The sequence below is a fragment of the Planotetraspora silvatica genome (assembly GCF_016863315.1).
GTDB lineage: Bacteria > Actinomycetota > Actinomycetes > Streptosporangiales > Streptosporangiaceae > Planotetraspora > Planotetraspora silvatica.
The window spans coordinates 199,452-221,276 of record NZ_BOOQ01000009.1 but is presented as its reverse complement, the minus strand read 5'-3'; the positions used below and the strand labels follow the sequence as shown (position 1 = coordinate 221,276).

Annotated in this window: 16 protein-coding genes; 7 read left to right on the top strand and 9 right to left on the bottom strand. The window is 69.9% G+C overall.

Going from position 1 to position 21,825, the window contains the following annotated elements; translation table 11 throughout:
* Positions 1 to 2: 2 nt before the first annotated feature.
* Both Psi02_RS08660 and Psi02_RS08655 read right to left on the bottom strand, forming a co-directional pair.
* On the bottom strand, positions 3 to 1,934 hold the full coding sequence (locus tag Psi02_RS08660; RefSeq protein WP_203972924.1) for a fumarate reductase/succinate dehydrogenase flavoprotein subunit: 1,932 nt from the start codon (positions 1,932 to 1,934) through the stop codon (positions 3 to 5).
* Positions 1,931 to 2,662 (bottom strand): succinate dehydrogenase cytochrome b subunit, encoded by a 732-nt coding sequence (locus tag Psi02_RS08655; RefSeq protein ID WP_275415168.1) that lies wholly within the window; start codon positions 2,660 to 2,662, stop codon positions 1,931 to 1,933. The genes Psi02_RS08660 and Psi02_RS08655 overlap by 4 nt, the downstream gene beginning before the upstream one ends.
* Before the next feature lie 165 nt (positions 2,663 to 2,827).
* Here Psi02_RS08655 and Psi02_RS08650 point away from each other — a divergent pair, with 165 nt between their 5' ends.
* From Psi02_RS08650 to Psi02_RS08620, 7 genes are all read left to right on the top strand, one after another.
* Positions 2,828 to 3,772, top strand: coding sequence for a LysR family transcriptional regulator (locus Psi02_RS08650; RefSeq protein WP_203972923.1), 945 nt, complete (start codon positions 2,828 to 2,830; stop codon positions 3,770 to 3,772).
* Between the two features lie 51 nt (positions 3,773 to 3,823).
* Positions 3,824 to 5,005 carry a PP2C family protein-serine/threonine phosphatase gene (locus tag Psi02_RS08645; protein ID WP_203972922.1) on the top strand — a complete coding sequence of 394 codons (1,182 nt, stop codon included), beginning with the start codon at positions 3,824 to 3,826 and terminating at the stop codon, positions 5,003 to 5,005.
* On the top strand, positions 5,002 to 6,576 hold the full coding sequence (locus tag Psi02_RS08640) for a sensor histidine kinase (protein ID WP_203972921.1): 1,575 nt from the start codon (positions 5,002 to 5,004) through the stop codon (positions 6,574 to 6,576). The genes Psi02_RS08645 and Psi02_RS08640 overlap by 4 nt, the downstream gene beginning before the upstream one ends.
* Positions 6,569 to 7,006 carry a response regulator gene (locus Psi02_RS08635; protein WP_203972920.1) on the top strand — a complete coding sequence of 146 codons (438 nt, stop codon included), beginning with the start codon at positions 6,569 to 6,571 and terminating at the stop codon, positions 7,004 to 7,006. The genes Psi02_RS08640 and Psi02_RS08635 overlap by 8 nt, the downstream gene beginning before the upstream one ends.
* Positions 7,007 to 7,108: 102 nt before the next feature.
* Positions 7,109 to 7,909, top strand: a complete 801-nt coding sequence (sdhC, locus tag Psi02_RS08630) for a succinate dehydrogenase subunit SdhC (RefSeq protein ID WP_203972919.1) — start codon at positions 7,109 to 7,111, stop codon at positions 7,907 to 7,909.
* A gap of 2 nt (positions 7,910 to 7,911) precedes the next feature.
* Positions 7,912 to 9,807, top strand: coding sequence for a fumarate reductase/succinate dehydrogenase flavoprotein subunit (locus tag Psi02_RS08625; RefSeq protein ID WP_203973040.1), 1,896 nt, complete (start codon positions 7,912 to 7,914; stop codon positions 9,805 to 9,807).
* Positions 9,807 to 10,562 (top strand): succinate dehydrogenase/fumarate reductase iron-sulfur subunit, encoded by a 756-nt coding sequence (locus tag Psi02_RS08620; protein ID WP_203972918.1) that lies wholly within the window; start codon positions 9,807 to 9,809, stop codon positions 10,560 to 10,562. The genes Psi02_RS08625 and Psi02_RS08620 overlap by 1 nt, the downstream gene beginning before the upstream one ends.
* Positions 10,563 to 10,623: 61 nt before the next feature.
* Here Psi02_RS08620 and Psi02_RS40670 read toward each other — a convergent pair whose 3' ends face one another.
* The 7 genes from Psi02_RS40670 to Psi02_RS08585 all read right to left on the bottom strand — a co-directional run bounded on the left by Psi02_RS40670 (position 10,624) and on the right by Psi02_RS08585 (position 21,813).
* A complete protein-coding gene (locus tag Psi02_RS40670; protein WP_203972917.1) occupies positions 10,624 to 11,703 on the bottom strand; it encodes a hypothetical protein in 1,080 nt (359 codons plus the stop codon).
* A 107-nt stretch (positions 11,704 to 11,810) separates the two neighbouring features.
* Complete coding sequence (locus Psi02_RS08610; RefSeq protein ID WP_203972916.1) at positions 11,811 to 12,206, bottom strand: (deoxy)nucleoside triphosphate pyrophosphohydrolase; 396 nt, start codon at positions 12,204 to 12,206, stop codon at positions 11,811 to 11,813.
* Between the two features lie 6 nt (positions 12,207 to 12,212).
* Positions 12,213 to 13,301: a C40 family peptidase gene (locus tag Psi02_RS08605; RefSeq protein WP_239094718.1), complete on the bottom strand. Its 1,089-nt coding sequence runs from the start codon at positions 13,299 to 13,301 to the stop codon at positions 12,213 to 12,215.
* 50 nt (positions 13,302 to 13,351) lie between these two features.
* A complete protein-coding gene (locus Psi02_RS08600) occupies positions 13,352 to 13,999 on the bottom strand; it encodes a hypothetical protein (RefSeq protein ID WP_203972915.1) in 648 nt (215 codons plus the stop codon).
* A gap of 10 nt (positions 14,000 to 14,009) precedes the next feature.
* Complete coding sequence (locus Psi02_RS08595; RefSeq protein WP_203972914.1) at positions 14,010 to 16,310, bottom strand: type IV secretion system protein; 2,301 nt, start codon at positions 16,308 to 16,310, stop codon at positions 14,010 to 14,012.
* Positions 16,307 to 18,787 carry an ATP-binding protein gene (locus Psi02_RS08590; RefSeq protein WP_203972913.1) on the bottom strand — a complete coding sequence of 827 codons (2,481 nt, stop codon included), beginning with the start codon at positions 18,785 to 18,787 and terminating at the stop codon, positions 16,307 to 16,309. Before Psi02_RS08590 ends, Psi02_RS08595 begins: the two co-directional genes overlap by 4 nt.
* 86 nt (positions 18,788 to 18,873) lie before the next feature.
* Positions 18,874 to 21,813 carry a TcpE family conjugal transfer membrane protein gene (locus Psi02_RS08585; RefSeq protein ID WP_203972912.1) on the bottom strand — a complete coding sequence of 980 codons (2,940 nt, stop codon included), beginning with the start codon at positions 21,811 to 21,813 and terminating at the stop codon, positions 18,874 to 18,876.
* Between the last annotated feature and the right edge of the window lie 12 nt (positions 21,814 to 21,825).

Genomic DNA, 21,825 nt, shown 5'->3' with positions numbered 1-21,825 from the left:
GCTCACTTGTAGCTCCGCTGGGTCATCTTGACGTATTCGTACTCGAGCTCTTCCTTGTGCAGGATCGGGCCCTCGGGGCCCCACTCCCACGCGGCGACGTAGGCGAAGTGCTCGTCGTCGCGCAGCGCCTCGCCGTCCGCGTCCTGCGACTCGGCCCGGAAGTGGCCGCCGCACGACTCGGTGCGGTGGAGGGCGTCCAGGCACATGAGCTCGGCCAGGTCGAAGAAGTCGGCGACCCGGCCCGCGCGCTCGAGCGCCTGGTTGAGGCCTTCGCCGTCACCCGGCACCTTCACGTTGTTCCAGAACTCCTCGCGGAGCTCGGGGATCCGCTCCAGCGCCTTGCGCAGCGACTCGTCGGTCCGCTCCATGCCGCAGTAGTCCCACATGAGACGGCCCAGCTCGCGGTGGTAGGAGTCGGCCGTGCGGGTCCCGTCGACGGCGAGCAGCCTGTCGATCTTCTCCTGGACCGCGGCCTCGGCCTGGGCGACCTCGGCCGGCTCCACGTCGCCGAAGCCGCCCGCTCCGGCCAGATAGTCGCCGAGGGTCGTCGGCAACACGAAGTAGCCGTCCGCCAGGCCCTGCATCAGCGCTGACGCGCCGAGTCGGTTGGCGCCGTGGTCGGAGAAGTTGGCCTCGCCGATCACGAACAGGCCGGGGATCGTCGACTGCAGGTCGTAGTCGACCCACAGGCCGCCCATCGTGTAGTGCACGGCGGGATAGATGCGCATCGGCGTCTCGTAGGGGTTCTCCCCGGTGATGCGCTCGTACATCTCGAAGAGGTTGCCGTACTTCTTCTCGACGGCCTCGCGGCCGAGCCTGGCGATCGCGTCGGCGAAGTCCAGGTAGACGCCGAGCCCGCCGGGACCGACGCCGCGGCCCTCGTCGCAGACGTTCTTGGCGGCGCGGCTGGCGATGTCCCGCGGAACGAGATTGCCGAAAGCCGGATATATCCGCTCAAGGTAGTAATCGCGCTCGTCCTCGGGGATGTCGGCCGGCATCCGGTCGTCGCCCGTGCGCTGCGGCACCCAGACCCGGCCGTCGTTGCGCAGCGACTCCGACATCAGCGTCAGCTTCGACTGGTACTCCCCGCTGACGGGGATGCAGGTCGGGTGGATCTGCGTGTAGCAGGGGTTGGCGAACATCGCCCCACGCTGGTGGGCCCGCCAGATCGCCGTGGTGTTGCAGCCCTTGGCGTTGGTGGACAGGAAGAACACATTGCCGTAACCGCCGGTCGCGAGCACCACCGCGTCCGCGAGGTGGGTCTCGACCTCCCCCGTGACCAGGTCGCGGACCACGACTCCGCGCGCCCGCCCGCCGCTGATGACGAGTTCGAGCATCTCGTGGCGGGTGTGCATCTCCACGGTCCCGGCCGCGATCTGCCGCTCCAGCGCCTGGTAGGCGCCGAGCAGCAGTTGCTGACCCGTCTGGCCCCTGGCGTAGAAGGTGCGGGAGACCTGGGCGCCTCCGAACGAGCGGGTGTCGAGCAGCCCGCCGTACTCACGCGCGAACGGCACGCCCTGCGCCACGGCCTGGTCGATGATGTTCACGCTGACCTGGGCGAGCCGGTAGACGTTCGACTCGCGGGCGCGGAAGTCGCCGCCCTTGACGGTGTCGTAGAAGAGCCGGTGGACGCTGTCGCCGTCGCCGCGGTAGTTCTTCGCCGCGTTGATCCCGCCCTGCGCGGCGATCGAGTGCGCGCGCCGGGGCGAGTCCTGGTAACAGAACGACTTGACCTTGTAGCCCAGCTCACCGAGCGTCGCCGCCGCCGAGCCGCCCGCGAGGCCGGTGCCGACGACGATGACGGTCAGCTTGCGCTTGTTGGCCGGGTTGACCAGCTTGGCCTGGAACCTGCGGGTGTCCCAGCGCTCCTCGATGGGTCCCGACGGGGCCTTCTCATCCTTGATCGGCTCGCCGATCGTCCACGAGAGGCTCATTTCACCACTCCGATCATCACGGCTAGGGGTACGACGACGAATCCGGCCACGAGCACGACGGAGATCACGGTCGAAGCCGTCTTGAGTGCCTTGTACCGGTGGGCCAGGCCGAGCGTCTGGAGCGCGCTCCACAGGCCGTGCCGCAGGTGGAGGCCGACCATCGCCAGGGCGACCACGTAGAACACCGTGACCCACCAGCGGTCGGGCGCGAACCCGGCCACCACCCGGTCGTACGGCATGGCCTCCCCGCCCTTGGGGTTCACGACCCCGAAGGTGAGGTCGAGCAGGTGCCAGATCACGAAAAGCAGGATGATGACGCCGCCGTAGCGCATGGTCCGCGTGGCGTACCCTCCCGCCTGCGGCTTCACCCGGGCCGCGTACTTGACGGGCCTCGCCTTGGCGGCCCGCCTGGCCAGCGACACCGCCGACCACATGTGCAGCACGACGGCGACCGTGAGGCCGATCTCGGCGAGGGTCAGCAGGGTGCGGTTCGGCAGCGCGGGCGAGCCCACCGTCCGCAGCCATTCGGCGTAGTGGTTGAACGAGTCGGCGCCCAGGAACACCTTGAGGTTCCCCAGCATGTGGGCGACCAGGAAGAGCACGAGGACGGCGCCCGTGACGGCCATGACCGCCTTCTTGCCGTTCGACGAGCCGTAGAAGCCGCGGGGGCGCCTCCGCACGGGGGCGGCGGGCGCGCGGTCCACCTTGTGGTCAACAGTGGCTGTCACATCGGGAAACGCTAGGCAGAACCGCGTTCGGGCGTCCAAGTCATCGCAGGTCTGGTTTCGATAGCCGGGGGCTATCCGCCGTGCCCGGCAGGGTAGACGGGCCTCCGCGGCTCCGGCCCGGTGCGACCAATCTCACAGAGTGGACAGGTCGTAGGCTATCGACACGTGCAGTTCCAACAGCTGGCCTACTTCCTCGCGGTGGCCGAGGCCCGGCACTTCACCCACGCCGCCGAGCGGATGCGGGTCGCCCAGCCGTCCCTGAGCAAGCAGATCAAGGCTCTCGAGACCGAGCTGGGGGCGCCCCTGTTCAGCCGGGCCCGGGGCAACGTCACGCTCACCCCCGCAGGGGAGGCCCTCCTCCCCCTCGCGCGGCGCATGCTGGCCGACGCGGAGACGGCCCGGCGTGAGGTGGCCGAGCTCGCCGGCCTCCGGCGAGGCCGTGTACGGCTCGGCGCGACGCCCTCCCTGTGCGCGGGGCTCCTCGCGGACGTGCTGGCCCGCTTCCACGGCGACTATCCGGGCGTAGAGCTCCAGGTCGAGGAGGGCGGCTCGCGCGACCTCGTCCGCGACCTGGCGAGGGGACAACTCGACCTCGCGCTCATCATCCTGCCCTTGCAGAGCAGCGATCCCTCCCTGGTCACCGAGGAGATCCTCCGGGAGGACCTCGTGGTCGCCTCGGCCGTCAAGCCGGGCCGCAGGACGCACATGCGGATCGACGAGCTGCGCGGACGCCCTCTGGTGATGTTCCGGCGCGGCTACGACCTGCGCGAGGCGACGCTCACCGCGTGCAGGCAGGCGGGGTTCGAGCCCCGGTTCGCCGTGGAGGGCGGGGAGATGGACGCGGTCCTGCGGTTCGTCGAGGCCGGGCTGGGGGTCGCCGTGGTGCCCTCGATGGTGCTCGACGGCCGGCCGGGGCTGGTGGGAACACCGATACTCCCGGGGCTGCGCAGGACCGTCGCCCTCGCCCACCGCAAAGACGTCGAACCGACGCGAGCGGCCCAGGCCTTCCGTTCCGAGCTTCTGTCCTTCCTGGTGGAGGCGTCCGACATGGGGACCCTGTCTCCGGGGATAGAGGCACTCGCCCATCGCCGGCCAGGCGAGAATTCGTAAATTGACGGTAAGATTTCCCGACCGTGTTCCCCGACGCTTCGAGAGGCGTAAGTGATCACGCCCTCGCCTGATCTGCCCGACCCGCTCACCCTCCTGTTGATCGAGGATGATTCGGCCGACGCGTTCCTCGTCGAGGAACTGCTCGCGGACGCCGAGCGTCCACCGAAGATCACTTGGGCCCGCACTCTGGCCGAGGGGCGCGAGCGGCTGACCGACGACGTCCACTGCGTGCTCGTCGACCTGTCTCTGCCGGACGCGAGCGGCCTGGAAGCCCTCGAGCAGGTGCTGTCCATGGTCTCGGACACCGCCGTGCTGGTGCTCACCGGTCTCAACGACGCGCACGTCGGAATCGAGGCGGTGGCCGCCGGCGCCCAGGACTTCCTGGTCAAACAGGATGTGGACGACCGACTGCTGACCCGCGCCATCCGCTACGCCATCGAGCGCAAGCGCGCCGACGTCGCCATGCGCGAACTGGTCGAGGAGCGCATCGTCGGACAGGAGAACGCGCGCCTGGAGCGCGGACTGCTTCCCGTCCCGCTGCTCGCCCCGGGCTCCCTCCTGGACCACCAGACGAGATACCTGCCCGGGCGGGTGCGCGGCCTGCTGGCCGGCGACTTCTGGGACACCGTGCAGACCGCCGACGGCGCGGTGCACATCCTGATCGGCGACGTCTGCGGTCACGGGCCCGACGAGGCCGCCCTCGGCACGGCTCTGCGCATCGGCTGGCGCACACTCGTGCTCGCCGGCCATACGGGCGACGAACTGCTGGGGACGCTCGACACGCTGCTCAGGAACGAGCGGAAGTCACCGGAGATCTTCACGACCCTGTGCATCGCCACCATCGACCCTGACCTCCGCAACGCCCGCATGCACGTGGTCGGCCATCCGTCGCCGCTCGTGATCAGGAACGGCGTCGTGGACATCGTCACCGACATCCCGTCGGGGCCGCCGCTCGGCATCTTCGACGACGTCGTCTGGAACCCCGTCGACATCCCTCTGGGCGACACGTGGTCGCTCCTGCTGTACACCGACGGGCTCATCGAGGCGACGACCGGGGCCGGCCGCGACCTGCTGGGCACCGACGGCCTGGCCGACATCGTCCGCGACCACGGCGGCGTCGATCTCGACCGGATCATCGCCCAGGTCGGCGACGGGCTGAACGACGACGTGGCCGCCGTGCTGCTCACCAGGAACGGTCCCGGGGACGACTTCAGGGAGGCCGAGAGGTCATGATGAAACCTGAGCCTCTCGCACCGCTGGCGCCTCATACCGGCAGGCGGGGGCTCCCCCTGGCCCGATGGTTCGTCCTCGCCGGCACGGCCTCCGCCCTCGTCTTCGTGCTGGGGGTCACCGCGATCCTGCTGACGCTCAGCACGACGCGCCAGGCCAGGGAGACGCTGGTCGACGTGATCGACCCCGCCACGCTGCACACCCTGGAGATCTCCACCGCCATCCAGGCCCAGGAGAGCGCCATCAGGGGATACGGCCTGACGACCGACCAGCAGTACCTCACTGAGTACCGCCAGGGCGTCGCCGCCGAGCAGACCGCCACCGCCGCCACCGCCGCGCTGATCCCCCGTCTCCCGGAGGCGCCGGCCGTACGAGCCGGGCTGGACCGGCTGACCGCGGCCTCAGCGGACTGGCGGCGTGACTACGCGGAGAAGATCGTCGAGGCGGTGCCCACATCCGGGACCAGGGCGGTGAACCGCGACACCGCGAAGGTCAACGTCGAGCGCTTCGCCCGTGTCCGCGCGGCACTGAACGCGCAGCAGAACCAGCTGAACCGGCTCCACGACATCGGCAGGACCAGCCTGTACAACGGCTGGAACACCATCTACGTCGCGGTCGGCGCGCTCGTGGCCGCCGTGGTGGCCGCGGTGATCGGCTGCGCGCTCATCGTGCGCAGGTTCGTGACCCGCCCGGTGGCACGCCTCGCCGGACAGGTCAGGACGGTGGCCGCCGGAGACTTCGACCACGAGCTCGGCGTCGACCGGCCGTACGAGCTGCGGGAGCTGTCCGCGCACGTCGACGGAATGCGCAGGCGCATCGTCTCCGAGTGGCGGGCGGCGGTGGACGCGCGCCAGCAGCTCTCCGACCAGACCAGGGAGCTCACGCGCTCCAACGGCGAGCTGGAGCAGTTCGCCTACGTGGCCAGTCACGACCTCCAGGAGCCGTTGCGGAAGGTCGCGAGCTTCACCCAGTTGCTCGAACAGCGCTACGGCGACCAGCTCGACGACCGCGCCCGCCAGTACATCGCCTTCTCGGTCGACGGCGCCAAGCGGATGCAGCTGCTCATCAACGATCTGCTCGACTTCTCCCGGGTCGGCAGGGTCGGCGGGGACCTCCACCCGGTGCGGTCCGCCGACGCGCTGGACGCGGCCCTGCACAACCTCGACGCCCTCCTGGCCGACGCGGACGCCGCCGTCACGCACGACGACCTGCCGGAGGTCCTCGGCAACGTGCCGCTGCTGACCCAGCTGTTCCAGAACCTGGTCGCCAACGCCGTGAAATTCCGCTCCGCCGATCCGCCCCGCGTCCACATCGGCGTACGGAGGAACGACGCGATGTGGGAGTTCAGCTGCTCGGACAACGGCATCGGCGTCGACCCCCGGTACGCCGACCGGATCTTCCTGATCTTCCAGCGTCTGCACCCGCGCGACGTCTATCCAGGCAGCGGCATCGGACTCGCCCTCTGCCGCAAGATCGTCGAATACCATGGCGGCCAGATCTGGCTCGACTCCGGGGAGGGGCCGGGAGCCACGTTCCACTGGACGCTGCCGACCGTGGGAGAACCCGATGCCTGACTTCCGCCCCATCGAGGTGCTCCTCGTCGAGGACGACCCCGGCGACGTCCTCCTGACCAGGGAGGCGTTCTCCTACAACAAGGTCGGCAACCGCTTACACGTGGTGCACGACGGCGAGCAGGCGCTGATGTTCCTGCGCGGCGAGGGCGCCTACGAGGCGATGCCGCGGCCCGACCTGGTCCTGCTCGACCTGAACCTGCCCCGGGTCGACGGCTTCGAGGTTCTGCAGGAGATCAAGAACGATCCGGATTTGCGGATCATCCCGGTGGTGATCCTCACCACATCGGAAGCGGAGCAGGATATCCTCAAGGGTTACAACCTGCATGCAAACGCGTACGTGACAAAACCGGTGGACTTTGACCAGTTCATTCGCGTGGTGCGACAGATCGACGATTTCTTCGTGACTGTGGTCAAACTGCCGGGGAAGTGACGGGAATCACAGACGGTTGGGAGTGACCCTCCTCACACTTCGGGATGTGGCCGTCGTAATGTTTCCCCCACCATAAGCGTGCCAGAGGGTGGAAAGTCTCCGATGACCCAGACAACGGCCGAGAGCCCGACAAGCAAACAGCGAGCGCAACTGAAGGTGCGCACGCTCCGCACCGACAGGTGGTGGCTGGTCCCGGCGCTGACATTCGCCGGACTGATGTCATTCCTGATCTACGGAGTCTGGGCGATCTTCGACAAGAGCTACTTCGCCGAGCCGTACATCGCGCCGTTCTCGTCGCCCTGCCTGGCGACGTCCTGCCCGGAGGGGGCCCGCTTCCTCGGGCTCGCGCCGTTCGGCGACTGGTACGGCCTGCCGCCCGGCCTCCTCATCCTCGGCCTGCCGGGTGGTTTCCGGCTCACGTGTTACTACTACCGCAAGTCGTACTACCGGTCGTTCTGGCTGTCACCGCCGGCGTGCGCCGTGTCCGAGCCGCACAAGAAGTACTCGGGCGAGACCAGGCTCCCGCTGATCATCCAGAACGTCCACCGCTACTTCTTCTACCTCGCCGTGGTCATCGGCGCGATCCTGGCCTACGACGCTGTGCTCGCGTTCAGGGACGAGCACGGCAACTGGGGCCACGTGGGTCTCGGCACGATCATCCTGGTGGCGAACGCCGTCCTGATCGCCTGCTACACCCTCGGCTGCCACTCCTGCCGGCACATCACCGCCGGCCGCCTGAACCACTTCTCCAGGCACCCGATCCGATACAAGGCGTGGACCTTCGTCTCGAAGCTCAACGCCAGGCACCAGCAGTTCGCCTGGGCCTCGATGTACTCGGTCATGATCGCGGACCTCTATGTGCGCCTGGTCGCCAAGGGCGTCATCAACTTCCCGTTCGCTTAAGGATTCTCAACGTGGAGCGTCACGAATACGACGTCGTCGTCATCGGAGCCGGCGGAGCCGGCCTGCGCGCGGCGATCGAGGCGCGGCAGCAGGGCAAGCGGACCGCCATCATCTGCAAGTCGCTCTTCGGCAAGGCCCACACGGTCATGGCCGAGGGCGGCGCCGCCGCCGCGATGGGCAACGTCAACTCCGACGACAACTGGATGGTTCACTTCCGCGACACCATGCGCGGAGGCAAGTTCCTCAACAACTGGCGGATGGCGGAACTGCACGCCAAGGAGGCCCCGGACCGCGTCTGGGAGTTGGAGGAGTGGGGTGCGCTGTTCGACCGCACCAAGGACGGCAAGATCAGTCAGCGGAACTTCGGCGGCCACGAGTACCCGCGTCTCGCCCACGTCGGCGACCGTACGGGCCTGGAGCTGATCCGCACGCTGCAGCAGCGGGTCGTCGCCCTCCAGCAGGAGGACGAGCGCGAGCACGGCGACCCCGAGGCGTTCATCAAGGTGTTCGCCGAGTGCACGATCACGCGCCTCCTCAAGGACGGCGACGCCATCGCCGGCGCGTTCGGCTACTGGCGTGAGACGGGCGACTTCATCGTCTTCGACGCCCCCGCCGTGGTGCTGGCGACCGGCGGCATCGGCAAGTCCTACGTCGTCACCTCGAACTCCTGGGAGTACACGGGCGACGGCCACGCGCTGGCCGTGCTCGCGGGCGCCAAGCTGATCAACATGGAGTTCATCCAGTTCCACCCGACCGGGATGGTCTGGCCTCCGTCGGTGCGCGGGATCCTCGTCACCGAGTCGGTCCGCGGCGACGGCGGTGTGCTGCGCAACTCCGAGGGCCGCCGGTTCATGTTCGACTACGTGCCGGACGTCTTCAAGGACAAGTACGCGACGACCGAGGAGGAGGGCGACCGCTGGTACACCGACCAGGCGAACAACCGCCGGCCTCCGGAGCTGCTGCCCCGTGACGAGGTGGCCAGGGCCATCAACTCCGAGGTGAAGGCCGGGCGTGGATCGCCGCAGGGCGGCGTGTTCCTCGACGTCTCCAGCCGCCTCCCCGCGGCCGAGATCATCAAGCGTCTGCCGTCCATGCACCACCAGTTCAAGGAGCTGGCGGACGTGGACATCACCCAGGAGCCCATGCAGGTCGGTCCGACCTGCCACTACATCATGGGCGGCGTGGAGGTGGAGGCCGACACGGGCGCCGCGTCCGTGCCCGGCCTGTTCGCCGCCGGAGAGGTCTCGGGCGGCATGCACGGCTCGAACCGCCTGGGCGGCAACTCCCTGTCCGACCTCCTGGTCTTCGGCCGCCGCGCCGGCCTGGGCGCGTCGGCCTACGTCGACGGGCTGGCCACTCGGCCCTCGGCCGCCGACGTGACGGACGCCAAGGCGGAGGCCGTGGCGCCCCTGGAGCGGACCGGAGGGGAGAACCCCTACGAGGTGCACCACGAGCTCCAGCGCACGATGAACGACCTCGTCGGGATCATCCGGAAGGCCGGAGAGATCTCCGAGGCGCTCCAGGTCGTCGAGAAGCTCAAGGAGCGGTCGAAGAACACGGGCTCGTCCGGCAGCCGCGTCTACAACCCCGGCTGGCACCTGGCGATCGACCTGCGCAACATGCTCCTCGTGAGCGAGTGCGTGGCCCGCGCCGCGCTGCTGCGGGAGGAGAGCCGCGGCGGTCACACCCGCGACGACTTCCCCGTCATGTCCGCCGATTGGCGGCAGAAGCTGCTCGTCTGCTCCGCCGCGCCGGACGGTTCCGGCGTTACGGTCGAAGAGAAGGTCCAGCCGTCCATGCGGGGCGACCTGATCAGCCTCTTCGAGCGGTCCGAGCTTGAGAAGTACCTCACCGAAGACGAGCTGGCGGAGTACGACGCCGCGGTCAAGGAGTCGTGATGGGTTACAAGGCGAAGTTCCGCGTCTGGCGCGGCGAAGGCGGCGAGGGACAGCTCGAGGACTTCACCGTCGAGGTGAACGAGGGCGAGGTCGTCCTCGACGTCATCCACCGGTTGCAGGCCACCCAGGTCCCCGACCTCGCGGTCCGGTGGAACTGCAAGGCCGGCAAGTGCGGGTCGTGCTCGATGGAGATCAACGGCAGGCCCCGGCTGGGCTGCATGACCCGGATGTCCACGTTCGAGGAGACCGAGACCATCACGGTCACGCCGATGCGGACGTTCCCGGTCATCAAGGACCTGGTCTGCGACGTCTCGTTCAACTACCAGAAGGCGCGGGAGATCCCCTCGTTCACCCCGCCCAAGGATGTGAAGCCGGGCGAGTACCGCATGCAGCAGATCGATGTCGAGCGGTCCCAGGAGTTCCGCAAGTGCATCGAATGCTTCATGTGCAACAACGTCTGCCACGTGATCCGCGACCACGACGAGAACAAGCCGGCCTTCGCCGGCCCGCGTTTCCTCATGCGCATCGCCGAGCTCGACATGCACCCCTATGACGAGCTCGACCGCAAGGAGTCGGCCCAGGAGGAGCACGGCCTCGGCTACTGCAACATCACCAAGTGTTGTACGGAGGTCTGCCCCGAGCACATCAAGATCACCGACAACGCGCTGATCCCGATGAAGGAGCGCGTGGTCGACCGGAAGTACGACCCGCTCGTGTGGCTGGGCTCCAAGATCTTCAAGCGCTCCGGCGTCTGAGAGTCCACACAGAAAAGCGCCGGCCGGAGGAATCCTCCGGCCGGCGCTTTTTCTTTCTCGTTTAGTCCTTGCCGACCTTGTCGGTCTGCTCAGACTCGGCCTTCGCGCCCTCGACCTTCGCGCCCTCGGCCTGCTCGGGCCCCTCCGGCTTGCCGGCCTGATCGACCTCGGCCTTCGCGGCCTCGACCTTCGCGGGCTCGGCCTGCTCGACCTCGACCTCGGCCTGCTCGGGGTACGGGTACGGGTACGGGTGGGCGTAGATCTGCGGGTACCCGTAGGCCTGGGGGTATCCGTACGGCAACTGTCCCGCCGGATAGCCCTGCACCGGCACGTAGCCGACCATCTGCGGGTGCCCCTGGCCGTCGGGCACGGAACCCTCGGGCGCAGGCGTCGTGGGAGTTCGCCACGCCCGCGGTCCCGCCTTCCGCACAGCCGCCGCGTGCGCCATCCGCCGGAGCCTGCCTTCGAAGATGAGCCAGGCGAGCAGGGCGAGCAACACCAGCACCGCGGCCAGGATCGACAGCTTGCGGCTGACCGTCACCTGGTCGAACTCGGGAGTGGCGTTGCGGATCTCGATCGGCACCGACTCGGGCGTCGGATCCTCGAACGTGGGCGTCGGCATCGGCATCGGCGTCGGCTGCGCGGGAGCCAGGATGACAGCCGGGTCCGGCGTCGGCGTGGTCAGCGCCAGCGGCGGCGGGGCGGCCACGTTCGTGGACAGGAGCGGCAACCCCAGGCCCGGAATCGTCGCGGTCTGGGTGACGGTGACGGGCGGCGGTGTCCGCGCCTGGGTGACGGTGACCGTGACGACCGGGGTCGACTTCGCCGTCGGCGTCGGCGTCTTGGTGATCGTCACCGTGACCACAGGCTGCGACACCGGCGGAGGCGGCTTCACGGTCTTGGTCGCCGTCGCCGTCGCGGTCGCCGTCGCGGTCGCCGTGGCCGTCTCGGTCGTGGTCGTGGTGACGGTCGTCGTCACCGTGACCGTCGGCGCGGCTCCACCCGGATCACCCGCGGGGTCGGTCGGCTCGGCGTCGGCGGTCACGCCGAACACCGGCCCTGCCGCGAACACCGCCACGGCGGCGACCCCCAACGAGGCCGCGACGGAGGACACGGCTCTCAGCTGTGCGCGTCGTACCACCCGCTCGCCTCCACCCTTTCGGTCTAGGCCTTGGAACAGTCTAGTTCTGCTCAAATGATGGCAAAGCCTGCCCCCGAACGCCATTTCCGTTCCCCACTCGTCACCCACTATTCCCAGAGGATCTTTTCGACCGCCGCCACGATCGGCAGGTCGGGGGACAGCCACGCGACGTCGTACAACTCGTGGTGCGGCAGCCAGCGCAACGCGAGGTGTTCCCGGGCCTCCGGCACGCCTCGCCGGATGCTTGCGAACCAGACGCGCATCACGTAGCCGTTCGGCAGCGGCCATTCCCCCGCGACCCGCTCACCCGGGACGATCTCGACGCCCAACTCCTCCACGCACTCGCGGACCAGCGCGTCGAGGTCGCTCTCACCGGGTTCCACCTTCCCGCCGGGGAACTCCCAGCCTCCCCTGAGCGCCTCCGGCTCCGCCCGCTGCGCGGCGAGAACCCGGCCGTCCTGCACGATCGCGGCCCCCACGACGAGCCTTCTGATGGCGTCCATGGTCGATCAGGTTATGGCGCGCTTCAACTGCGCGAGCACATCGGCGTTCTCCAGCGGGCGGGTGAATCCCACGATGTTGGGCCGGTCGGTGTATCCCGTGACCTTGATGGGCCCGCACAGGGTGCACCGGGCCTCGATCATCTTCCCCTTCGAGACGACCATGCCGACGTGGCCGGGGCGGCCCGGGCCGTTGTTCGGGCCGGCGTTGAAGAACACCAGGTCGCCCGGCTGTTCGTTGCCGGCGCGCACCTGTACGCCGAAGGGCCACTGCCCGAACGTCGTACGCGGAATCGACAACCCGGCGTTCCGGTAGGCCATGTAGATGATTCCCGAGCAGTCGAAGGCGTCGGGACCCGTCCCACCCCAGCGGTACGGCTTGCCCCGCTGGGCCAGCGCGTACTCCAGAATCTTCTGCACGACCTCGCTGGACGCGCTGTCCACGTATCCGCCGTCGCACGCGGGATCCGCATCGGACGGGACGCCGATCTCCCCTGTGGCCGCGTAGCGCTTGGCGATCTCCAGAACCTGGTCGACGTACCACGTCGCTCGGTTGTAGACGAAGATCGCCCGTGGCAGGTCGTCGGGGGCGCCGTTGCGTTTGAGCATCTTGGCCGCGCCCAGGATGGCGTCGGCGGGATCGTAGACGTCGCCGTAACCGTCGCCGTCGCCGTCCGACGCGTACCCGTTGATCCCGGGACGTATCTTGATCTTGGACTTGCCGCCCCAGGTGCTGATCAGGAACTGCATCGGGCCGGCCGCGCCCGCGTAGTTGGTGCCGCTGCTGACACCGGGAAGCTGTGATCGGCCGTGGTCGGTCTCCCGCTTGCCGATGGCGGCCAGGACGTTCCATTGGACGCCGATCTCCTGGCCGACCTTCTTGTAGATCCGCAGATAGTCCGCCGGGATGTCGGAGGCCGCGGTCTGCGACGCGTCCGCCGCCGAGGCCGCCGACGCGCAGTCCGCGCCGAAACTCCCTCCGATGAAGATCGACGGGGACGGCGACATCAGGATGATCGAGCCGAACAACGTCAGGGGAACGATCAGTGTGAGAACGATGGCGATGACCCGCCACGAACCCCCGCCCGCTCTGATCACCCGCAGGCTCCGCAGGCCCCGCGAAGCCAAGCCTGTGCGCGGAGGTGCCGTCACGGTGAGGTGTCCCCGTCCTGACCGGCACCCGCGGGTTCCATGTCGTAGACCCGCCAGTCGGCGGCCGCCTTGATCACGGTGACGGCGTACTGGTCGTTCTGGTCCTTCTCACCGCTCCGGGCGATCACGTGGCGGACGGAGCCGACGACGAACACGACCGTGTTGGCCGTCATGTCGCGGATCGAGACCACCTGTGCCGAGCCCGTGGAGACGACGCGGTCGGCCTTGTTCTGCTGGACCACCGCCGGGTCGGTCATGGCCCGGGTGAGCTGCGCCCCGAATTCGGCCGTGGAGAACGCGTTCAGCCGCGTCGCGAAGGCCGCCGGGTCCTCGGAGTACTCGAACGTCCCGTACGAGGCGGTGAACCGCCGAGCGAGGTCGGCCGCCGCGCCGAGCTCGCTCCTCGACAGCGGCAGGTAGCGGTACACGTCGAACGTGCCGGGGGTGACCGCCACCTGGCTCGGCGCGGGGGCCGGAGCCTGGGTGGACGCGACGGCGGCCGGCGCCTGCTCCGCCACCGTCTCCGTGCGGTCGGCGCCTCCGGACGACGGGCTCATCGTCAGGTACACGCCGACGGCCGCGAGCACGACGACGGCGCCCGCGAAGGCGAGCCCCTTCCTGCGGTCGGTTCCTTGGGTCGTCATCAAGCCTGCGTCAGGTGTCTCGGGAGTCTCGGTCGGTGGGGCGCGCCCAGAACGGGGTGGGCGCGTCGCCGGATCCTCGCCTGGTGTCGCCCCTGCTCTGCAACCACAACGGTGGCGCGTCGGAGGATCTCGACCTGCTGGAGGACCCGTTGTCACGCGGAGGCGCCGGACGGGAGCGACCCCCCGAGCCTCCGGACGAGTCGGATCGGCGTGACGACGAGGAGGAGCCGCCACCACCACCGGACGATCGTCCGCCGCCTAAACCGCGCGAGCCGCTGGGTGTGGAAGGCCGGGAGGACCAGCCGCCCGAGCGACCACTGAACCAGCCGCCGCCACCACCGGAGCCGGATCTCGAACCCGAACCCGAACCGGATCCTCCGGAGCTCGGGACCGGTCCGCCGCCGCCTCCGCCGGTTCCGCCGCGCGGCGCCGGGCTCGAGGGAGGACGACCCGGCCGCGCGGGCCTGGACGGCCGGGGGGCGTCGGCGGGCCGGACGCCGGTGAGGTTGAGCGGCGGCGCCGAGCCGGTGCGGGGAACCGTTCCCCCGGCCTTGCGGCGCCCGGCGGCCTGCGGGTCGGTCTCCAGCGGTTCCGGCTGAGCGCCCGCCCTGGCACGGGCCTGTCCCGCCGCCGTGGCCGCACCCTCCTCACCGCGTACGCGGCCCTGCGCCACGGACGTCGCCGCCGCGGCGGTCGCCACCCCGGTCGCCATCGCGGCCGCGCCCATGACGGGCTCGGCCTTGCGCAGGCCCCACCGGGCGGCACGTGTGGCCGCCACCGGCGGCAGCGCGTTCGCCGCGCGCGACAGCGTGGGCGCGGTCGCCGCGTCTCCGAGCATCCTGGTCGCGAGCGTGTGACCGTCCATCGAGGCGAACAGATGCTGGAACGGACGTCTGTAGAAGAAGACGGCGATCGTCAGCAGCGCCATGAACAGGATCTGCATGCCCCACGGCAGGTTGGTCGAGATGATCAACGCATAGCCGTACACCAGGATGCTCAGGACCAGGGCCAGCACGGCCTGGCGCAACAATGTGCCGACCAGCATCTCGACCCAGCGCATCGCGATGATCCGCCCGGAGCCGGGATGCACGCCGATGAGCAGGAAGATCGGCCCGAGCATCAGCAACAGCAGGAAGCCCACCTTGAGCACCAGCAGTGACACCGCCACCAGGAAGATGAGCAGGCCCGCGACCATCGCCGCGATGAAGGCGCCGATGGCGATGCCGAGACGGCTGGTCCAGTCCTTGCCCTGAAGGAGGAAGAACGTCGGGTTGTTCTCCAGCGGCTTGGCGATCTCCTCTTCGAACCGTTTCTGGTGGGCGTCGCCGCTCGGCATCTGTTTCGCGGCCTGTTCGCCGGCGTCGATCGCCTGGATGTCGAGCAGGTCGGCGCCGAACGTCTTGACGATCGGGGCGTTCGCGTCGGCGGTGCCGAACTCGCCCATCAACCAGGGCTTGCACACGAGCGTGGACCACAGCGCGTCGGCGTTCTGGTCGACGCCCGGAGTGCCCTGCTGGCCGTACCCGCCGGGCTGGGGTTGCGCGGTGGCGTCGCCCTTGGTCGGCAGGCAGGACGCGCCGCCCGCGCCCGGCAGCCCGGAGAAGGCGGAGTTGACGACCTCCCCGGTCTTGTCGGTCACGGTCTTGCCGAGAGAGGTGAAGTCGCCGGGGCGGCTGAAGAACCAGATCGCCACCGTGACCGCGAGGACCATCCAGATGACGCCCTCGGTCGTGGTGGTGGCCCGCTTGCGGATCAGGCCGTACCACGCCAGCCAGATCGCGCCGAGGATGACGATCGGCCGCAGATAGGGCCAGTACATCGCGTCGGCGAGGTTGGTGACGACCTCGTCGGCGACATTCTTGATCGGCTGGAGCGGTCCCTCGGCGGCCGCGGCCTGGTAGGTGCTGATCGTGATCCGGTCGACCGCCTTGGCCCAGGAGAAGACCGTGTTGGCCCACGCGTTGCCGAGGACCGCCGTGACGTCCGAGCAGCCGAGGCCGTAGGTGTGCCAGTACTGACCGGCCATGCCGTACCGGTCGTAATTGGTGAGGGGCTCCTTGGGGGCGGCCTGCGCTCCGGCGGCTCCCGCCGTGCCGTCCGAGTCCGGCGGCGGGGGCTCGACCAGGCCGTCCACGCCGCCGCCCACGATCTCGGGGGCGAGCTCGGACGAGAGGTCACACGGTCCGGCCGCGCTCGCCGTGTCGGCGGGGAACGCGAATGGCAACATCACGAACGCCGCGAAGGCGACGAGGAGCAGGGCGAGCTTGCGCCGTACTCCGAATCGGACGCGACCGTTCCTGCGCAATCTCAAGACCGCACCTCCTGAGCGACCCCCGACCGATCAGCGCCCCCGTTAAGACGATCATGCACTTTCTCGCCTGGTTTGTCGTGCGTCGGATTGGTATCGAGCCAGCGAAGGAGTTCCTCGGAGACGAGGTCCACCCCGATCCGGCCCGCCCGGCCGTCCAGGTCCCGGAAGACGCATTCGCCGTTGCCCAGCGACCGCAACACGGCCTTGTGCTCCTCCGACGGATCCACCCCGAGCAGTTCCATCACGTGCCCGACCTCGACCCGCTCGGACGAGCGGAACGCGAAGACCGAGGAGAGACAGTTGGTCACCTGCTCGTTGAGCAGGTCACCCGCGTTCTGGGACACCAGGACGAGCGCCGTGTTGCGGGAGCGGCCCATCCGGGAGACCTCCGGCACCAGCTTGGCGCCCTCGGGCGTGGACGTGATCGCCCACGCCTCGTCCAGGAAGATCGCCTTGGGCGTGCGCCGGTCGAGTCCGTTCATCAGCCGCCGGGCGAACTGGGACACCAGATAGAGCAGGGCCACCGACAGCCGCTGCTCGTAGGAGTAGTCGTCCCTGGTGGTCGCCACGTCGGGCAGCGTGAGACCGCCCAGCGTGAACACCGTGGTCCATCCCTCGGTGTCGATCTGGTCGCCGCCGAATCTGTCGAAGCAGAGTTGCGCGAGGTGCATCTCGGACATCGACCGCAGGACGGCCCCGAGGTTCTTCGACGCCGGATCCGGGTTCTGCTCCAGGTGGTCGACCACCTTGCCGAGCGAGGGGTCGGGCTCGTTGGAGACCGCGGCCACCGCCTGGATCATCGCCGACTCGCGCTCCTCCGACATGCGGGGCAACAGCAGCCGCAACGTCTCGGAGGCCATCGTCTTCTTCGCCGCGATGTCGTCGCCGAACGAGAACGGGTCGAGCAGGCCGGGCGCCGCCGACCCCAGCGGGATGATCCGCGCCTTGCGTCCGCGCCGCTGAAGGAGCTGGACCAGCGACTCAGCGTCGCCCTTCGGGTCGATGACCGCGACGGTCACCCCGCGCAGGGCCATCTGGTAGATCAACAGGAGCGCCAGAGTCGTCTTGCCGCCGCCGGGCTCCCCCGTGATCGCGATGGCCGTCGGGCGGTTCCTGGTGGCCGCGACCAGCGGGTCGAAGTGGACGATGCTGCGGGCCCGCCCCAGGGTCTCCCCGATGTACGGTCCGACCCAGCCGGCGTTCGACTCGTCCACCCGGTCGCCCAACTCCACGGTGGCCGTCGACATGCCGCCCGCGATCGTCCGGAGGGGCTGGCGCTGGGCGTAGGCGTTGACCCGGACCTTCTCCCCCGGCAGGGCTTCGCAGAACAACGAGAACTGGTCGCCGGTGGAGTTCACCACGTCGATGCCGATGTCGCGGTAGTGCTCCACCACCGCCTCGACCCGCTGGACGCAGATCTCCTCGGTCGGCGCGCTGACGCTCAGCCGGTGCCAGCCGTACACGAACGGGAGCCGCTCCTTGGTGATGCCGTGTTCCAGCATGCGAGCGGCGTCGATCTGCTCGGCCAGCGCGAGGGGCGCCTCCGCGCCCGCCTCGCGGATGTGGATGTCCATGTCGCGCGCGTGTGCCAGTTTCCTCGCCACGTCCTTGCTCGCGCGGACCGGCGAGATCAGCCGCATCCTGCTCGAGATCTCCACGGGGAACGGCAGTTGGTCGGCGAAGTGCAGCCACGGCTCCCCGTCGGGGAAGGCCATCAGGTCGGGGAACCGGGCGAAGGACAGATGCGCGGTGAACGCGTCGCCCGACATCTGCTCGATCCGCAACAACGACCTGCCGTTGTGGATCTGCCCCTCGACCAGGGCCTCGATCTCGCCCTTGCCCCACTTGCGGCGCGGCGAGGCCGAATGCGGCGGCTCGCCGAGCGCCCCCGAGGCGGCGTGCTGGAACAGCCAGGCGATCTCCGTGGAGGTGGCGTGCCGCGCGTAGAGGGCGCTGGAGGTCAGGGCCCGGCCGAGCCGTTCCGCCTGACCGGTCCACCGCTCGACCTCGCGGTCGGGCACGTGGTCGTCCTCGATCCCGAGCGCCCGCTCGCTTCGCTGGTAGAAGCCGAACAGCTGGGACAGCACTCCGCTGCCGAGTTGGGCGCCGCGCGGGCCGAGCCGTACGCCGAGGTAGACCTCTTTGCTCCAGAAGTCCTTAGCCCAGACGTGGCGGTACATCTCCTCCAGGTAGTCCCGCCAGCCGGCCCCCTCGTCGGAGGTGGCGTTGAGCGCCATCGCCCATTCGGCCGCCGGATACGCCCGGTGGGCGATGCGCAGATGCACCTCGGCGTCGGGCATCCTGATCGCGGCCAGCGCGATCGTGATGTTGGTGGCGAGCGCCTCCCGCTCCTCGGGCGTGAGGAACTCATAGCTCACCGTCGGCAACCGGAAGTAGGCCCACGCCGCCGAGTCGGTGAGCAGGACACGGTCGTCGAAATACCGCACCGCGAGGCGGCTCCGCGCCCCCTTGCTCATCGGTCGCTCACCGACTTCCTCGCTCGCAGATTCCAGCGCCGCTCACTCATCGCTCGCTCACCGGCTCCCCTTCTCGCACCGGGCGCTCATCTGGCCACCTCCTGCTTCGCCTGGATCGTCGCCAAGCCACTCACGATCACTCCGGCGAGTGCAACGTACGCCCTGCGGCCGCCGATCCGGAGGTGGTTGACGTCAACTGGTCCGGGACGCCCCGGAGCCAGCTCGTCCTCCCAGGGCACGCGGACGATGGCCCGGCAGCGGCCGCTGGCCACGGCCTCGGCCTGCTCCACGTCCGGCATGCTCCGCCGGCTCACGCCGTTGATCACCATGACGGCCCTGCGCCGGAGATCGGAGACGCCGTGGCCGTCGAGCCACTCGTACGTCATGGCGATCGCGTCCGACGCGTCCTCGCTCGCGGGCGCGACCAGCACCAGCTGATCGGTGTACGGCAGGAGCCTCGCGGCGAGAGCGGCGGCCGGGTCGACCACGACCAGGCGGTAGTGCTGGTCCAGCGCGGAGAGCGTCCGCCGCCAGTCGTTCAGCAGGGCCCGGTCGGACAGGCGCTGCTCGGCCCCGGCGTCGGTGTCGGCGCCGACCACCTCGAGCCCCGACTCGCACCGCGTCGTGTAGGCGCGCATGCCGAGGTAGCCGGACACCGCGTGCGACCCTTCGAGCAGCGAGCTCAGCGTCTCGGGTGACTCGGCCTGGATCCTGGTCGTCAGCGTGTTGTCCCCGGTGTTCGCATCGAGGGCCAGCACCCTGTCTTCCCGGTAGCGGGCGAGCGTGTGGCCGAGCATGAGCGCCGTGGTCGTCTGCCCGGCGCCGCCGGTGCAGCCCAGCACCATGACCCGCCTGCTCGTGGTGAGCGGCGTGCGTGCCCGCGCCTCGTCGACCTCCATGCCGTCGGTACGGCTCCCGCCGACGACCACCTGGGCGATCCTGCGCCAGCCGCCCGAGGAGCCGCGCCCGACGACGGACTCCACACGGCGGACTCTGGGCTCGTCCACCGGCGAGGACGGCAGGGCGGCGGGAGGAAGCACCGGAGTGGCGGGCCCGCTCGCCTGGGGAAGCGTGGGAACCCTCCGGATCGACACTCCCCTGTTCCCGCTTGGCGGCGGCGCCACACTCGCGGCGGGAGCCGGCGAGGGCCCCGCGGGGCGCTCGACGGGCGGCTCGGCCGACGGCGGCGCGGGCGGCTGTGCAGGCGACTGAGCGGCCGGCCGGGCAGCGGGCAGCTCAGGGGCCGGCCGGGCGGGCGGCTGCGCGGTGGGCGGCTCGACGGCCGGCCGCGTGGGCGGCTGGACGGAGGGCTCGGCAGCGGGTGGCTCAGCGGTCGACGACTGGGCGGCGAGCGGCGGAGCGGCCGGGGCAGGGGGCACGGCGGGACGGACGAGCCGTGGCGGCTGGCCCTTCCGGTGCTGCTCCCAGGCCTCCCGCTGCCGATCGGACGTTCCTGGGCGCGGCTCCCGCACCCTGTCTTGCTCGACCCGTCCGGCCTGACCGGACTCCGTTGCCGGCTCGCTGACGACGTTCTCCGCGGCTTCCCGGACCGGCTCCCGCACCGGGGCCTGAGCAGGCGTCTGGGCCGTTCCTTGTACAGGGGCTTGGTCTGGCGTCTGCGCCGTTCCTCGCCCGGCGTCCAGGGCAGGGCTCTGTGCCGGCGACTCCTGCGGGGAGTCCGGCATCGGATCCGCGGGCGCGGCGTCGCGCGTCGGTTCCTGAGCGGATTCCCGTGCGGGGATCGGAGCCGCGTCGTGTGCCGCGGATCGGACCGCTTCCCGCGTGGAGGTCGGAGCCGCGTCCCGCACCGGCTCAGAGACCGCCGGGTCGCGCATCGCCTCGGGAGAGGCCTGCCGTACGGAATCCGGTTCAGGGCCCGCGTGGCGCACCGGATGCGCCGCATCCGTACCGAGGTCCTGTGCCGACTCCGGGCCGGCGTGACGCGTCGGGTGGGAGGCGGGTTCCTGCACCGATTCGGGCGCGGACTCGGCACTGGCCGCGAGCCTGCGCAACCGCCGCAGCGCCTCGGTCCCGATGGGTGGCACGGGAGCGGCGGACTCCTCGGCAGCCGGACCGGGCTGCGTCGGCGGCGGTGTCGAGGGTGCGGGAGGCAGCGCGAGCGGCGCGGCCCGCTTCGGCAGCGCCACCCGGATCGGCGGCTTGTCTCCCGGGGACACGGACGGCTTGGGCATGTAGAAGACGGGCTCGTCCGCGGAGACGGCCTGCACGGGCTCACCCGTCGTGGCCGGCTTCGCGGTGGGCCTGCTCCACGAGTCGGGAGGCGAGTCGGTGACCGGCGCGGCGGCGGCCGCGGCCGCCGCCACGGCGGGGTGCACGGTGGCGGGTCGCCCGGCGGAGGAGGGAGGCAGCGCACGGGCCGGAATGACGCGATCGGGCGTCCACGGCTCGACGGCCTTGCCTCTGCCCTTGGTCTCCCCGGCTCTGGCCCTGACTCCCACGCCGGTCGCCGTGGTCGCCGTGGTCTCCGGCGTCCTCGTCCGGGGCCCCGCGCCGCGCACCTTCTCCGTACCGCGTGCCTTCGTCTCGACGCCTCTGGTCTTCGTCGCCGCGCTTCGTCCCTTGGTCTTCGCGTCCTGCCCCGCCGCCTCCGCCGCCACGGCCTTGCGGGCGGCCTTGACGCGGACCGGCGCGGCCGACGGCGCGGTCCGCCAGACACGAGCGGTCAGGGTGATCGTCTCCGGCTCCGCGACCGGCGCCATGCGAGCCCAGGTGCGCGGCTCCGCCAGGTAGCGCAGCTGCGACTGCAGCACCTCGGTCAGCCGCTTGCCCTCGATGACGGGACGGGTGGACAGCCAGGTGACGACGCCCGGCGGGACCAGGTAGACCACGTGCCAGGGCGCCGCGAACGGCACCTTGACGAGGTAGAGGAAGAGCCACCAGGGGACCAGGACACCCACGAACACACCGATCCAGACGATCGGAAGAGGCATGGGCAGCCGTAGGTCGTACAGCTTGTAGAGCCGCTTCTCAATTCGCCAGATATTGGTGTATGTGGGGAGATCCACCCGATCCTCCTC